The organism is Falsiroseomonas sp., from assembly GCF_041690465.1.
Taxonomy (GTDB): domain Bacteria; phylum Pseudomonadota; class Alphaproteobacteria; order Acetobacterales; family Acetobacteraceae; genus Falsiroseomonas.
The window spans coordinates 17,897-31,345 of record NZ_JAWLHG010000019.1 but is presented as its reverse complement, the minus strand read 5'-3'; the positions used below and the strand labels follow the sequence as shown (position 1 = coordinate 31,345).

Below are 13,449 nucleotides of genomic sequence, written 5' to 3'. Positions count from 1 at the left end.
GTCTCCTATTTCCCGATCCGGCAGGCCGGCGCCCCATCGGCTCCGTGCCCGGCGATGGCAGGAGAATGCCGGGCGCACATTTCACCCCTGCGTTGGGCGCGCCCGCGTAACTGTTTCAGTTGTTCCGCCATTCGCCCGATTGTTGCGCGCCGCCCGTCCGTGTTTCGCGGCCCCGCCTCCCCGGCCATTGCGGCCCGTGCTACCCCACCGCCGCCATGTCTGCGCCTGCCCCCGCCACGCCTGATCTCCGCGCCGCCCGCCGCGTGGTGGTGAAGATCGGCTCCGCCCTCGTCGTGGACGAGCAGACCGCTGCCCCGCGCGAGGCCTGGCTGGCCGGCGTCGCGGCCGATGTGGCGGCGATGCGCGCGCGCGGGACGGAGGTGATCCTGGTCTCCTCCGGCGCCATCGCGCTGGCGCGCCGGGCCCTCGGCCTCACCCGGCGCAAGCTGCGGCTGGAGGAGAAGCAGGCCGCCGCCGCGGTCGGGCAGATCCGCCTGGCCGGCGCCTGGGCGGCAGCCCTCTCCGCCGTCGGGCTCAACGCCGCGCAGCTGCTGCTGACGCTGGAAGACAGCGAGGACCGCCGCCGCTACCTCAATGCGCGTGCCACGCTCGGCACGCTGCTGGCGCTCGGCTGCATCCCGGTGATCAACGAGAACGACACTGTCGCGACGACGGAAATCCGCTTCGGCGACAACGACCGCCTGGCCGCGCGCGTCGCCGCCATGATGGAGGCGGATGCGCTGGTGCTGCTGTCGGACATCGATGGCCTCTACACCGCCGACCCGCGCAAGGACCCCGCGGCGCGCCACTTGCCCGCGGTGGAGCACGTCACCGAGGAGATCATGGCCATGGGGGGCGAGCCGCCGCCCGGCTATTCCTCCGGCGGCATGCGCACCAAGCTGATCGCGGCCCGCATCGCCACCGGCGCGGGCTGCGCCATGGCCATCGCACTCGGCAAGCAGGACCGGCCGCTGCGGGCGATGGAGGCGGGCGCGCGCTGCAGCTGGTTCCTGCCGGAGCCCGCAGGGCGTTCGGCGCGCAAGCGCTGGATCGCCGGCAGCCTCGCGCCGCTCGGCGCGCTGGTGGTGGATGAAGGCGCGGCGCGGGCCTTGGCGCGCGGCTCCTCGCTGCTGCCGGCCGGCGTGCGGGCGGTGGAGGGCGAGTTCCGCCGCGGCGATCCGGTGAGCGTGAAGGACCAGGCCGGGCATGAGGTCGCGCGCGGCCTGTCCGCCTATGATGCAGCGGATGCGCTGAAGATCGCCGGCCATCGCAGCGAGGCGCTGGAGGCGCTGCTCGGCTGGCGCGGCCGGGACGAGCTGATCCACCGCGACGATCTGGTGCTGCTCTGACGGCGCCGCGCCGGTGGCTTCAGCGCACAGGCGACCCGTGCGACACTCCACCCGCACAAGAATAGCCGACAGGGACGAAACAGCATGAGCCTGCCACCCATCCACCGCCGCCACCTGCTTGCCGCCACCGCCGCCGCCGCCGTGCTCGCCCGGCCCGCCCTCGCCCAGGGCAGCTTCCCGGACCGGCCGGTGCGCCTCGTGGTCGGCTTCACGCCCGGTGGCGCGACCGACATCTCGGCCCGCGCCATCGCACCGAAGATGGGCGAGGTGCTTGGCCAGCCGGTGGTGGTGGAGAACCGGCCGGGCGCCGGGTCCAACCTGGCTTCGGAGATCGTCGCGCGCAGCCCCGCGGATGGCCACACCATCCTGCTCGCCACGCTGGGCGCGCTGGTCATCAGCCCGATGATCATGCGCCTGCCCGTGGATCCGGCGAAGGACCTGGTGCCGATCTCGACCGGGGTGAACCTGTTCAACATCATGGTCACGCCGGCTGACCGGCCCTGGCGGAGCCCGGCGGATGTGATCGCCGCGGCGAAGGCCAGGCCGGGCCAGCTCTCCTGGGGGCATAGCGGCATCGGCAGCGCGCCGCAGCTGGCCGGGCTGCTGTTCAGCCAGATGGCCGGCATCGACACCATCGGCGTGGCCTATCGCGGCGGCGGCCTCGTGGTGACGGATCTCATCTCCGGCCGGCTCGACTACGGCTTCCCCACCGCGCCTTCGGTGCTGCCGCAGGTGCGGGAGGGCAAGGTGCGCGCGCTGGCCGTGCCGACGGCACGCCGTTCCCGCCTGCTGCCGGATGTGCCGACCGTCGCCGAAAGCGGCCTGCCCGGCTATGACGTGCCATCCTGGTATGGCCTCGTCGCGCCGGCCGGCACGCCGCAGGCGGCGCTCGCCCGGCTGAACCAGGCGGCGGTCGCGGCGCTGAACGACCCCGGCGTGATCGCGATACTCGAGCGCGCCGGTCTCGAAGCCCTGCCCTCCACGCAGGAGGAAATGGCGAGCGCCTGGGCCGCCGAGCGCGCGAAGTGGGAGCCCGTGATCCGCAACAGCGGCATCCGCATCGAGGGCTGACGCCAATGCACCCGGCAGGCCACCGGCCCTGCCGGGCTGCGCCGAGGCGCGCGTGGCGAGCGCCTCCACCAAGACGATCCCACGGTCGGTTGTAGCGCCCGGCGGAGTGCGGCAGGCTTGCCCCTCGCTGCAGGAGACCCGCCATGCGCCACCTACGCCTTGCCGCCGCGATCCTTCCGCTGCTTGCCGCGCCCGTTGCCGCGCAGACCACGCTGCGCATCGGCATCGGCGCGGATCCGAACGTGCTGGATCCCGCGCAGTCCGGCAGCTTCGTGGAACGCGTGGTGTTCTCCGCCCTCTGCGACAGCCTGGTGGATGTCGCGCCCGACCTCTCCTTCCGGCCGGAGCTGGCGACCAGCTGGGAATGGTCGGCCGATGGCCGGGCGCTGACTCTCACGCTGCGTGAAGGCGCGCGCTTCCATGACGGTGCGCCGGTGGACGCCGCCGCCGTGAAGGCCAACCTCGACCGCTACCGCACGGCGCGGGAGAGCCGCCGCCGCAGCGAGCTGCGCTCGGTCAGCGCGGTGGAGACGCCGGATGCACGCACCGTGCGTCTGGTGCTGAGCGAGCCCTTCGCGCCGCTGCTCTCCGTGCTGTCCGATCGCGCCGGGATGATGCTCTCGCCCGCCGTGCTGCCGATGGCCGAGCGCATCGGCGAGAATCCGGTCTGCTCCGGCCCCTTCCGCCTGACGCGGCGCATCGCGCAGGACCGGATCGAGATGGAGAAGCACGAAGGCTACTGGGACGCGGCCAACATCCATTTCGACCGGCTCGTCTTCCTGCCGATCACCGACAACAACGTCCGCCTGCTGAACCTGCGCTCCGGCCAGCTCGACCTGATCGAGCGCGTGGCGCCGGTGGATGCGCCGCAGGTGGAGCGCGACAGCCGCCTGCGCCTCGTCACCGGCCCCTCCATCGCCTACCAGACGATGAGCATCAATGTCGGCAACGGCCCGATGGCGCAGCGCCCGCTCGGCAGCGATCCGCGCGTGCGGGAGGCGCTGGAGCTCTCGATCGACCGCGCCATCATCAACCAGGTCGCGCTGGAAGGCCGCTTCACGCCGAACAACCAGCCGGAGGCGCCGGGCACGCCCTATCACTTCGCCGACCTCGCGCCGCCCGCCCGCGATCCGGCGCGCGCACGGGCACTGCTGCGCGAAGCGGGGCATGACCGCGTGTCCTTCACCCTGAAGGTGCCGAACCAGCCGGTGGAGTCGCAGGTCGCGCAGATCATCCAGGCGATGGCCGCGGAAGGCGGCTTCGACATCCGGCTCGAAATCCTGGAATCGGCGGCGATGGTCGCGGCGACGCGGCGCGGCGACTACGAAGCAGCGATCGCCATCTGGTCAGGCCGCCCCGATCCGGACGGCAATGTCAGCTTCTGGCTGGCCTCGGACGGTTTCATCAACTGGGGGAAATACAGCAATCCGCGCCTGGATACGCTGCTGGCGCAGGCGCGCGGCGTGACCGCCACGGCGGAGCGGCAGCGGCTGTATCGCGAGGCGGCGCGCATCTGGATGGCCGAGCGGCCGCACCTGATGCTCTACCATCACCGCTGGTTCTGGGCGATGCGCAGCGACCTGCAAGGCTTCGAACCGAGCCCGGACGGCATCATCCGCCTGTCCGGCCTGCGCCTGCAGCAGCGGTGAGGCGCGGAGCGGGGCGGCCTGCCTGCCGCCCCGCCCATCCGCGGGCCATTCAGCCCGCCGTGCCCGGCCGTGCCGCCTGCATGGTCACCGGCGGCGCGTCCTCGTAGACGACGCTCAGGTTCTCGCCGCTGCCGGTCACCGTCGCGATGCGGCCGGCCTGCGCGTTCTGCGTCCCGATCGTGCGCAGCGAGTCGCCCTGGCCGCTGCCATCGGCCTGCGCGTAGATCGCGCCGCCGACCACGTTGGCGCTCGGCGTCGGATAGACGACCGAGAGGTTCTCGCCGGAGCCGACCAGGTAGGGGCCAAGCTGCTCGGCCGAGGCGGCGGAGGTGAAGCCGATGCCGATCAGGGCGGCCGCGGCGATCCGGGTGAAGGTGTTCATGACTGCATTCTCCTCGTCGTGGTTCGTGTTGCGTGGTTGCCGTGGGGTGCTGCGTGCCGGGACGCGGCTGCGTCCGCGGCACGCGCAGCACCTGATCAGCCCTGCGTCGCGCCCTGGGCGGCCTGCACCGTCGCCGGCGCCGCGTCCTCGTAGACGACGCTCAGGTTCTCGCCGCTGCCGGTCACCGTCGCGATGCGGCTGGGCTGCGCGTTCTGCGTCCCGATGGTGCGCAGCGAGTCGCCCTGGCCGCTGCCGTCGGCGCTGGCGTAGACCGCACCGCCGACCACATTGGCGTTCGGCGTCGGATAGACGACCGAGAGGTTCTCGCCGGAACCGACCAGGTAAGGGCCAAGCTGCTCGGCCGAGGCGGCGGAGGTGAAGCCGATGCCGATCAGGGCGGCGGCGGCGATCCGGGTGAAGGTGTTCATGACTGCATTCTCCTCTTCGTGTTTCGAACAGGCGGTGCCGGGGATCCGGGCCGCCGCGGGGATGTGCCTGTGTGAGGCGGTGCATCCCCGTTGAGCGGAAACTGGGCCCGCTGCGTTTCCGCGTGATGTCGCCAATGGCCTCGTGTGCGACGGGGGACCGTTGCGCGTGCTTCGCGCGTCTCCGCAGCGGGGCGTCAGGTTGCATCTGCAACGCGCGCTGCCGCGTGCGTCACGCGCGTCCTGTGATCCTGAAGCCCTGCATATCCGCTCTCCTTGCTTCGCATCCGCGGGGTTCGCCGCGGCCGATGCCCTCTGTTCGACGAGGTGGCCCCGGCGTTACGGCGCGGATGCGACATCAGATGCGGTGATGTGCCGGGATTTCCGATGCGAAGAGCGGATGGGCGCCATTGAGCAGGCCGATGACACGGCCGCGTGTGCGCAAGCTTGCAGGCCGCCGTACGGCGCCCAGGGGCGCCGCATCGCGTTGCAGCTCGGCGTCTGCCGGCGGCGGCGCCCGTCGCGCCGCCGCGCCGCGGATCAGACCTTGCCGCCGTCCACCACGAAATACTGCGCCGTCACCATCGCGCTGTCGTCGGCGGCGAGCCACAGCGCCATGCGCGCGATGTCGGCCGGCATCACCTTGCGATGGATGGATTGCGCGGCGAGATGGCTCGCCACTGCGTCCGGCGTCGCCCAGAGCTGTTCCTGCCGCTCGGTGAAGACCCAGCCGGGCACCAGCTCGTTCACCCGTATCCCGTCGCCGCCGAGGTCGCGCGCCAGGCCGCGCGTGAGGCCGCGCACCGCGCTCTTCGCCGCGGTGTAGGCTGGCATGCCGCCCTGGCCGCTCATCCAGCTCACGCTGCCCATGTTGATGATCGAGCCCGCCTTCGCCGCGCGCATGCCTGGTGCGACCGCCTGGGCGCAGAAGAACATGTGGCGCAGGTTGGTGTGCATCCGCTCGTCCCAGTACTCGGGCTCCACCGTCTCCAGCCCGTGCCGGTCGTCGCGCGCGGCGTTGTTGACCAGCACCAGCACCGCGCCGAGCTTCGCCGCGACCTCCGCGACGGCGGCGCGCAGGGCGGCGATGTCGCGCAGGTCGCATTGCAGGAACAGCGTTCCGGTCGCCTGTGCCAACTTCGCGCCGTTCGCGGCGTCGAAGTCGAGGAAGGCAACGCGCGATCCCTGCCGCGCGAACTGCGCCACCAGCTCCGCGCCGATGCCGGAGGCGCCGCCGGTGATCAGGACCACCTTGCCCTTGAGGCTGGGATAGATGGCGTAGGCGTTGTCGGCCATGCGTATTCTCCTGCTGCGCGCGGCGGCGTGAACGCAGGGCGGCGGCGCCTGTTCCTAACCGTCCAGCAGCGGCTGCGGATCGAGCCAGGTGAGATACCAGGACAGCGAGAAATGCAGGTGCGGGCCGGTCACGCGGCCGGTCGCGCCGATCTCCCCGATCGGCTGGCCGCACGTCACCGCCTCGCCCTCCTCGACCAGCCGTTCGGAGAGATGCGCATAGAGCGTGTTCACGCCGTGTCCGTGGTCCACCACCAGAAGCTGCCCGAAGAAGAAGAAGTCACCAGAGAGCGTCACGCGCCCGGACAGCGCGGCGGCGACCGGCGTGCCGGTTGGCGCGGCGACGTCGAGCCCGTAATGCGGCTGGCGCGGCTGGCCGTTCAGCACGCGCTGGCTGCCGAAGACGCCGCTTATCCGCCCGCGCGCGGGCCAGGCCATCGGATCGGCGAAGTGCGTCAGCGTGCTGTCGGTTCGACGCGCCGCCAGCAGCCGCTCGCGTTCCGCGGTGATGCGGCGCAGCGCGGCGGCGTCGGGCGTCACCTGCGCCGGCGGCAGGCCGGTGATGTGCTGGACATTCCATTGGCGCGGCCGCACCGCGATCTCGCGGCGCTCCGCGCGCCCGTCCGGATGGGTGATGGCGAGGGTTGCGTTCTCGGCCTGGTCGCGGCCGAAGCCGAGAGCGAAGCGGCCCGCCGGGCTGACGCGCACCGCGCGCCCTTCCAGCGCCAGGCGCGTGCCGGGTTCGGCCTGGCCGAGGATCAGCGCGCCCTGTGCCGGCTCGCCGCGCAGTTCCACCGCCTGCGCGCGGCGCGCGAGCAGCAGCGCCGGCGCGGCGAGCAGCAGCCTGCGCCCAGGGGAGAACCGCATCACAGCAGCGAACCCTGTGCTGCGAGGGATTTCGCCTTCCCTCGCTTCGGCGCCTCGCCCTCCGCCGTGGCGAGGACCTGGCCATCCGCGAAGTTCAGCGAGAGCCTGGCGCCGGCCGCGACATCCGCCGCGCGTGTCAGCGGCTCGCCCGCCGCGTCGCGCACCAGGGCGAAGCCGCGCGCCAGCACCGCGTTGTAGGACAGCGCCTCGAGCCGCCCCGCGGCACCGTCGAGCCGGGCGCGGCGTTCGCGCAGCATCGCCAGCAGCGGTGCGCCCGAGAAGGCCTGCAGGGCGCGCGCGCCGCGGGCACGCTGCAGGGCGCGCGCGAAGCCCGCCGCCTTCCGGCCGTCCAGCAGTTCCAGCGCATGGCGCCGCGCGGCGATGGCGGCGCGGGGATGCGGCACGGCGAGCGGTGCGAGCGCGTCGCGCTTGCCGCGCACGAAGTGGCGCAGCGAATCCGGCAGGCACTCGCCCGCCTCGTCCAGCCGCCTGCGATACTCCGTCACGCGCGCGGGTATGTCCGGCAGGCGGCGTTCCAGCCGCAGCAGCACGGTCTCGGCGGCGCGCAGCAGCCGCGTGGCGGCGCCGCGCAGCCTTGCGCCGGTCTGGTCGAGCGCGGCCAGCATCTCGGCGCGTGCCGGCACCGCAAGCTCGGCGGCTGCTGTCGGCGTTGGCGCGCGGCGGTCGGCGGCGAAGTCGATCAGCGTTGTGTCGGTCTCGTGGCCCACGGCGGAGATCAGCGGGATCGGGCAGGCGGCGGCGGCGCGCACCACCACCTCCTCGTTGAAGGCCATCAGGTCTTCCAGGCTGCCTCCGCCACGCGCGACGATCAGCACGTCCGGCCGCGGCACCGGGCCGTGCACGGGCAGCCTGCCGAACCCCTCGATGGCGGCAGCGATCTTCTCCGCCGCGCCCTGGCCCTGCACCGGCACCGGCCAGAGGATGATCCGGCGCGGGAAGCGGCGCGCGATGGTGGTGCGGATGTCCTGGATCACCGCGCCGGATTCGCTGGTCACCACGCCGATGACGCGCGGCAGCAGCGGCAGGCGGCGCTTTCCCGCCTCCTCGAACAGCCCTTCGGCGGCGAGCTTCGCCTTCAGCTTCTCGATCCGTGCCAGCAGTGCGCCGGCGCCGGCGTATTCCAGCCGCTCGATGACCAGCTGGTATTTCGAGCGGTCGGCATAGGTGGTGAGCTTGCCGGTGGCGATGACCTCCAAGCCGTTCTCCGGCTGCACCGAAAGCCGCGGCACGGCGGATTTCCACACCACCGATTCCAGCTTCGCGCTCTCATCCTTCAGCGAGAGATAGATGTGGCCGGAGGGGTAGCGCTTGCACTCGGTGATCTCGCCGCGGATGCGCACGCGGCCGAAGGCGCCCTCCAGCGTGCGGCGGATGGCACCCGAGATCTCGGAGACGCTGAATTCGGGAACGTTGTTGGCGGCCGGCGTGTCCATCGCCCGACCCTATGCTAGGACGCGCCGGCGCGGAACAGGCCGCGCGCCATGGTTGCGGAGACGCATGGGATGCGGGTTCTGGTGGTCGGCGGGGGTGGGCGCGAGCATGCGCTGTGCTGGGCGATCGCCGCCTCGCCGCTGCTGACGAAGCTGTGGTGCGCGCCGGGCAATCCCGGCATCGCGGAGCTGGCGGAATGCGTGCCCGTGGGTGCGACGGACATCCCGGCCCTCATCGACTTCGCCCGCGAGAGGCAGGTGGAGCTGGTGGTGGCCGGGCCGGAGGCGCCGCTGACGCTCGGCCTGGCCGATGCCTGCGCGGCTGCCGGCATCAAGTGTTTCGGGCCGAGCGCCGCGGCGGCACAACTTGAAGGCAGCAAGGCCTTCTGCAAGGCGGTCGCGGATGCCGCCGGCGTGCCGACCGCCGCCTGGGCGCGCTTCGACGATCCCGGCGCCGCCCGCGCCCATATCCGCGCGAAGGGCGCGCCCATCGTGGTGAAGGCGGATGGCCTCGCGGCCGGGAAGGGCGTGGTGGTGGCGCAGACGCTCGCCGAGGCCGAGGCCGCCATCGCCGAGATCATGGAAAGCCGGGTGCATGGCGCGGCCGGCGCCAGCGTGGTGATCGAGGATTTTCTCGAGGGCGAGGAGGTCTCCTTCTTCGCGCTCTGCGACGGCGCCACGGCGCTGCCGATGGCCGCCGCGCAGGACCACAAGCGCGTGGGCGAGGGCGACACCGGCCCCAATACCGGCGGCATGGGCGCCTATTCCCCGCCGCCCGCCTTCACCGATGCGGTGCGCGACGAGGTGATGGCCCGTATCGTCAAGCCGACGCTCGCCGAGATGGCCGGGCGCGGCACGCCGTTCCGCGGCGTGCTCTTCGCCGGGCTGATGCTGACGCAGGCCGGCCCGAAGCTGATCGAGTTCAACGTCCGCTTCGGCGATCCCGAATGCCAGGCGCTGATGCTGCGCCTGCGCTCGGACCTTCTTCCCGCGCTGCTGGCCGCCTGCGACGGCGAATTGTCCCGCTTCGACCTGCGCTGGGAGCCGACACCAAGCCTCGTCGTGGTGATGGCCGCCGAGGGCTATCCCGGCACGCCGCGCAAGGGCAGCGAGATCCGTGGCCTGGAGCGCGCGGCCCAGGTCCCGGGCGTGCAGGTCTTCCACGCCGGCACCGCGCGGCGGGAGGATGGCGCGCTGGTGGCCGATGGCGGCCGCGTGCTGGCCATCGGCGCCATCGGCGCGACATTGCGCGCCGCCCGGGATGCGGCCTATGCCGGCGTGGATGCGGTGGAGTGGCCCGGCGGCTTCTGCCGGCGCGATATCGGCTGGCGAGCGTTGTAGGCCGACAGGGGGAACACGCAGTTGGACCGGCCGCTCATCGCGATCGACGGCTACAATCTCTCGCTCGAGCAGGGCACCGGCGTCGCTACCTACGCCCGCGGCCTGTCGCGACGGCTGAAGGCGCTCGGCGCCGAGGTCGGCGTGCTCTACGGCCACCGCTCCTCCGCCGGCAAGGACGGGCTGCTGCGGGAAGTCACCTTCTTCGACCCGCGCGGCGACCTGCCGGGCTGGCGCAAGCCGCTCGACGACTTCTCCCGCATGCTGCGACTGCGCGCGGGCGTGGATGCGGTGCCGGTGCCGGTCGGCAGCGTCGAGACCACCGCCATCGAAGCCCGCCTGCCCGCCTTCGACCGGCTGTGGAACGTGCCGAACCTCTACCGCGCCGCGGTGCTCGGCTTCGGCGCCAGCCACCGCTTCGGCAAGGTGCGGCTGCCCGGCGCGCCGCGGCTGATGCACTGGACCTATCCGGTGCCGCTGACGGCACAGGGGCCGAACAGGGAAGCGCTGCCGAACATCTACACCATCCACGACCTGGTGCCGCTGCGCCTGCCCTTCACCACGCTCGACAACAAGAAGCGCTACCTCGGCACGGTGCGCGGCATCGCCGAGCGCGCGGCGCATATCGTGACGGTGAGCGAGGCGTCGAAGCGCGACATCGTCAACCTGCTGGGCGTGCCGGAAGAGCGGGTCACCAACACCTTCCAGGCCGTCGAGCTGCCCGACCTCGCCACGCTGAAGCCGGAGGCGCTGGTGCGCGCGGAGCTGGAAGGCTTCTTCGGCCTGCACTGGCAGAAATACTTCCTGTTCTTCGGCGCGATCGAACCGAAGAAGAATGTCGGCCGGCTGATCGAGGCTTATCTCGCCTCGGGCTGCGAGCATCCGCTGGTGATCTGCGGCAAGCAGGCCTGGAACTCCCACCAGGAGCTCGCCCTGCTCTACGAGGACGACCGGCGGGATTTCGTCCCCCGCGGCCCCATCGAGGGCGTGCAGGGCATGGCGCGCCGGCTGCGCGACCGCGTCATGCTGATCAACTACGTGCCGGGCCGGCTGCTGACCGGGCTGATCCGCGGTGCGCGCGGGGTGCTGTTCCCCTCGCTCTATGAGGGCTTCGGCCTGCCGGTGATCGAGGCGCTGCATCTCGGCACCCCGGTGATGACCTCCAACACCTCCTCGCTACCGGAAGTGGCGGGCGATGCCGCGCTGCTGGTGGACCCCTACGACACGCGCATGATGGCCGAGGCGATCCAGAAGCTCGATTCCGACGCCGAGCTGCGGGCGGAGCTGGCGGCGCGCGGCCCGAAGCAGGCGGCGCAATTCGGCGCCGAGCACTACGCGAAGCGGCTGCGGGCGATGTATGCCCGGCTGGGGATCAGGCTGGAGGGCGAGGGGTAGCTTCGCGCAGGAACACCAGCCGCGCCGCACCATGCGCGCGCTCGGCGACCTGTTCGAAGCCGGGGACGTCCAGCGCATCCGCCTTCGCCACCTCCGCCGCGACCAGCGCGCCGGGCGCAATCCAGCCGGCCGCCCCCAACGTCGCCAGCGCGCGGGCTACCAGATCCTTGCCATAGGGCGGATCGAGCAGGAGCAGCGAACAGCGGGCGTCGGCCGGTGGCGGGCGGGTGGCGTCGCCGGGGATGACCCGGCACCGCTCCGCCTCGCCCAGCGTCTCGATGTTCCGCCGCAGCGCGGCGAGCGCGGCGCGGTCGGGCTCGATGAACACAGCGCGTGCGGCGCCGCGCGACATCGCTTCCAGCCCGAGCGCGCCGGTGCCGGCGAAGGCGTCCAGCACGCGCGCGCCCTCCACCGCCTGGCGTCCGGCCCAGGGCGCGTGCCACAGCATGTCGAACAGCGCCTGACGGACGCGCTCGGCGGTGGGGCGGGTGGTCGCGCCTTCGGGCGCGAGCAGCCTACGGCCGCGATGGCGGCCGGCGACGATTCGCAGCACGGGCGGGGCGCCGCGGCGCGGCATTGCGCGCCCTGGGAATGGTATGGCCGCGCCCCGGCGGGCCAGGGGGCTTAGGATCGGGCTTCGGGTCCGGCTTCGGCTCGGGCGGCGGCTCGGCGGGCGCTTCGGCGGGTGCTTCGGCGGCAGCGCGGCGGCGCTGCGGCCTCTCGCCGATGCCGAGCTGCTCGCGCATGATCCGCGGATGCACCTCCTCCACGCCGCCGCGCGGCAGCGCGCCGAGCTGGAAGGGGCCGTAGGCGACGCGGATCAGCCGTGTCACCTGCAGGCCGAGATGCGCCATCACGCGCCGCACCTCGCGGTTCTTGCCTTCCTTCAGGCTCACCGTCAGCCAGGCATTGGCGCCCTGCCGGGAATCGAGCCCCGCCTCGATCGGGCCGTAGGCCACGCCCTCGATGGTGATGCCGCGCGAGAGCCTGGCCAGCGCGCGCTCATCCACCGTGCCGAACACGCGCACGCGGTAGCGGCGCAGCCAGCCGTTGGAGGGCAGCTCGAGCCGCCGTGCCAGCTCGCCATCATTGGTCAGCAGCAGCAGCCCCTCGGAGGTGATGTCCAGCCGGCCGATCGAGACCACGCGCGGCAGCGCGGCCGGCAGCTTCTCGAACACCGTGGGGCGGCCCTCGGGGTCGCGATGCGTGGTCACCAGCCCTTCGGGCTTGTGGTAGCGGAACAGCCGCGTGCGCTCGGGCGAGGCAACGGCCTTGCCGTCCACGCTGACGCGGTCGCCCGGGGCGACGAAGGTGGCGGGGCCCTCCACCTTCCTGCCGTTGAGCTTCACCTTGCCCTCGGCGATCAGCTTCTCGGCGTCGCGACGGGAGGCGACGCCGGCGCGGGCGAGCCATTTGGCGATACGCTCGCCACGCGGCGCCTCGGGCGCTTCGTCCTCGTCGCTCATCGGGTTGCGGCCTGGACAAACGCGCGAAAAATCGCCGGGTCGCGCGGGTCCACCGCGTATTCCGGGTGCCACTGGACACCGAGGGCGAAGCGGTAGCCGGGGTGCTCGACCCCTTCCACCACGCCGTCCGGCGCGCGGGCGTTCACCACGGCGCCGGCGCCCGGCGTCGCCACCGCCTGGTGGTGCGCGCTGTTCACCGCCAGGCGCGGCGCGCCGACGATGCTCGCCAGCAGCGTGCCGCCCGCGACTGCGACCTCGTGCCCCGGTTCGGTGCGCGGGTTTGGCTGTTCGTGGGGCAGGGCGTTCTCCACCTCGTCGGGGATGTGCTGGATCAGCGTGCCGCCGAAGGCCACCGCCAGAAGCTGCTGGCCGCCGCAGATGCCGAGCACCGGCATGTCCCGCGCCAGCGCCGCGCGCACCGCGGCCAGCTCGAAATCCGTCCGCCCGGGCTTGAGCGTGACCTTCGGATGCGGCGCGCCGCCGCCCCACAGCGCCGGGTCCACGTCGAAGGCGCCGCCGGTCACCAGCAGGCCGTCCAGCGCGTCCAGGTACTCCGCCGCCAGATCGGGATGGTGCGGCAGGGCCACCGGCAGGCCGCCGGCGGCGATGACGCTCGAGAAATAGTTCTGGCGCAGCGCGTACCAGGGCAGCTTCGACCAGCCGCCGGCCGGTTCCGCGTCCAGGGTCACGCCGATCATCGGACGCTTGGGCATGGCTGGTTGCTAGACCTGCCGCCCGTGTCGCGGCAAGCATCCCGCATGAG

13 protein-coding genes are annotated in these 13,449 nt (G+C 72.6%); 5 read left to right on the top strand and 8 right to left on the bottom strand.

Annotated features, from left to right (window positions below):
- Positions 1–215 precede the first annotated feature (215 nt).
- The 3 genes from proB (at position 216) to ACESM1_RS17945 (ending at position 4,069) form a co-directional block, all read left to right on the top strand.
- On the top strand, positions 216–1,349 hold the full coding sequence (gene proB / locus ACESM1_RS17955) for a glutamate 5-kinase (protein ID WP_372622375.1): 1,134 nt from the start codon (positions 216–218) through the stop codon (positions 1,347–1,349).
- An 84-nt stretch (positions 1,350–1,433) separates the two neighbouring features.
- On the top strand, positions 1,434–2,420 hold the full coding sequence (locus ACESM1_RS17950) for a Bug family tripartite tricarboxylate transporter substrate binding protein (RefSeq protein ID WP_372622373.1): 987 nt from the start codon (positions 1,434–1,436) through the stop codon (positions 2,418–2,420).
- 143 nt (positions 2,421–2,563) lie between these two features.
- Positions 2,564–4,069, top strand: a complete 1,506-nt coding sequence (locus ACESM1_RS17945) for an ABC transporter substrate-binding protein (RefSeq protein ID WP_372622372.1) — start codon at positions 2,564–2,566, stop codon at positions 4,067–4,069.
- 49 nt (positions 4,070–4,118) lie between these two features.
- On the opposite strand, the gene ACESM1_RS17940 is transcribed toward ACESM1_RS17945, so the two are convergent.
- The 5 genes from ACESM1_RS17940 to xseA all read right to left on the bottom strand — a co-directional run bounded on the left by ACESM1_RS17940 (position 4,119) and on the right by xseA (position 8,490).
- Complete coding sequence (locus ACESM1_RS17940) at positions 4,119–4,451, bottom strand: hypothetical protein (protein ID WP_372622370.1); 333 nt, start codon at positions 4,449–4,451, stop codon at positions 4,119–4,121.
- Between the two features lie 95 nt (positions 4,452–4,546).
- A complete protein-coding gene (locus ACESM1_RS17935; RefSeq protein WP_372622368.1) occupies positions 4,547–4,879 on the bottom strand; it encodes a hypothetical protein in 333 nt (110 codons plus the stop codon).
- Between the two features lie 537 nt (positions 4,880–5,416).
- On the bottom strand, positions 5,417–6,172 hold the full coding sequence (locus tag ACESM1_RS17930) for an SDR family NAD(P)-dependent oxidoreductase (RefSeq protein WP_372622366.1): 756 nt from the start codon (positions 6,170–6,172) through the stop codon (positions 5,417–5,419).
- 54 nt (positions 6,173–6,226) lie between these two features.
- On the bottom strand, positions 6,227–7,036 hold the full coding sequence (locus ACESM1_RS17925) for a M23 family metallopeptidase (protein WP_372622364.1): 810 nt from the start codon (positions 7,034–7,036) through the stop codon (positions 6,227–6,229).
- Positions 7,036–8,490, bottom strand: coding sequence for an exodeoxyribonuclease VII large subunit (gene xseA, locus ACESM1_RS17920; RefSeq protein WP_372622362.1), 1,455 nt, complete (start codon positions 8,488–8,490; stop codon positions 7,036–7,038). Before xseA ends, ACESM1_RS17925 begins: the two co-directional genes overlap by 1 nt.
- A gap of 69 nt (positions 8,491–8,559) precedes the next feature.
- On the opposite strand from xseA, the gene purD reads away from it, so the two are divergent.
- On the top strand, positions 8,560–9,828 hold the full coding sequence (purD, locus tag ACESM1_RS17915; RefSeq protein ID WP_372622360.1) for a phosphoribosylamine--glycine ligase: 1,269 nt from the start codon (positions 8,560–8,562) through the stop codon (positions 9,826–9,828).
- Positions 9,829–9,849: 21 nt separating this feature from the next.
- Positions 9,850–11,220, top strand: a complete 1,371-nt coding sequence (locus tag ACESM1_RS17910; protein ID WP_372622358.1) for a glycosyltransferase family 4 protein — start codon at positions 9,850–9,852, stop codon at positions 11,218–11,220.
- Here ACESM1_RS17910 and rsmD read toward each other — a convergent pair.
- The 3 genes from rsmD to ACESM1_RS17895 are packed head-to-tail and all read right to left on the bottom strand — an operon-like array spanning position 11,198 to position 13,399.
- Positions 11,198–11,773, bottom strand: a complete 576-nt coding sequence (rsmD, locus tag ACESM1_RS17905) for a 16S rRNA (guanine(966)-N(2))-methyltransferase RsmD (protein ID WP_411278373.1) — start codon at positions 11,771–11,773, stop codon at positions 11,198–11,200. The genes ACESM1_RS17910 and rsmD overlap by 23 nt on opposite strands.
- Positions 11,736–12,686 carry a pseudouridine synthase gene (locus ACESM1_RS17900; RefSeq protein ID WP_372622356.1) on the bottom strand — a complete coding sequence of 317 codons (951 nt, stop codon included), beginning with the start codon at positions 12,684–12,686 and terminating at the stop codon, positions 11,736–11,738. The genes rsmD and ACESM1_RS17900 overlap by 38 nt, the downstream gene beginning before the upstream one ends.
- The gene (locus tag ACESM1_RS17895) at positions 12,683–13,399 is read right to left on the bottom strand and encodes a gamma-glutamyl-gamma-aminobutyrate hydrolase family protein (RefSeq protein WP_372622355.1); all 717 of its coding nucleotides are present in this window, start codon (positions 13,397–13,399) and stop codon (positions 12,683–12,685) included. The genes ACESM1_RS17900 and ACESM1_RS17895 overlap by 4 nt, the downstream gene beginning before the upstream one ends.
- Between the last annotated feature and the right edge of the window lie 50 nt (positions 13,400–13,449).

Bases quoted from the DNA above. Each gene is read 5' to 3' on its own strand.
- proB (WP_372622375.1), top strand. From the start codon at position 216: ATGTCTGCGCCTGCCCCCGCCACGCCTGATCTCCGCGCCGCCCGCCGC.
- ACESM1_RS17950 (WP_372622373.1), top strand. From the start codon at position 1,434: ATGAGCCTGCCACCCATCCACCGCCGCCACCTGCTTGCCGCCACCGCC.
- ACESM1_RS17945 (WP_372622372.1), top strand. From the start codon at position 2,564: ATGCGCCACCTACGCCTTGCCGCCGCGATCCTTCCGCTGCTTGCCGCG.
- ACESM1_RS17940 (WP_372622370.1), bottom strand. From the start codon at position 4,451: ATGAACACCTTCACCCGGATCGCCGCGGCCGCCCTGATCGGCATCGGC.
- ACESM1_RS17935 (WP_372622368.1), bottom strand. From the start codon at position 4,879: ATGAACACCTTCACCCGGATCGCCGCCGCCGCCCTGATCGGCATCGGC.
- ACESM1_RS17930 (WP_372622366.1), bottom strand. From the start codon at position 6,172: ATGGCCGACAACGCCTACGCCATCTATCCCAGCCTCAAGGGCAAGGTG.
- ACESM1_RS17925 (WP_372622364.1), bottom strand. From the start codon at position 7,036: ATGCGGTTCTCCCCTGGGCGCAGGCTGCTGCTCGCCGCGCCGGCGCTG.
- xseA (WP_372622362.1), bottom strand. From the start codon at position 8,490: ATGGACACGCCGGCCGCCAACAACGTTCCCGAATTCAGCGTCTCCGAG.
- purD (WP_372622360.1), top strand. From the start codon at position 8,560: ATGCGGGTTCTGGTGGTCGGCGGGGGTGGGCGCGAGCATGCGCTGTGC.
- ACESM1_RS17900 (WP_372622356.1), bottom strand. From the start codon at position 12,686: ATGAGCGACGAGGACGAAGCGCCCGAGGCGCCGCGTGGCGAGCGTATC.
- ACESM1_RS17895 (WP_372622355.1), bottom strand. From the start codon at position 13,399: ATGCCCAAGCGTCCGATGATCGGCGTGACCCTGGACGCGGAACCGGCC.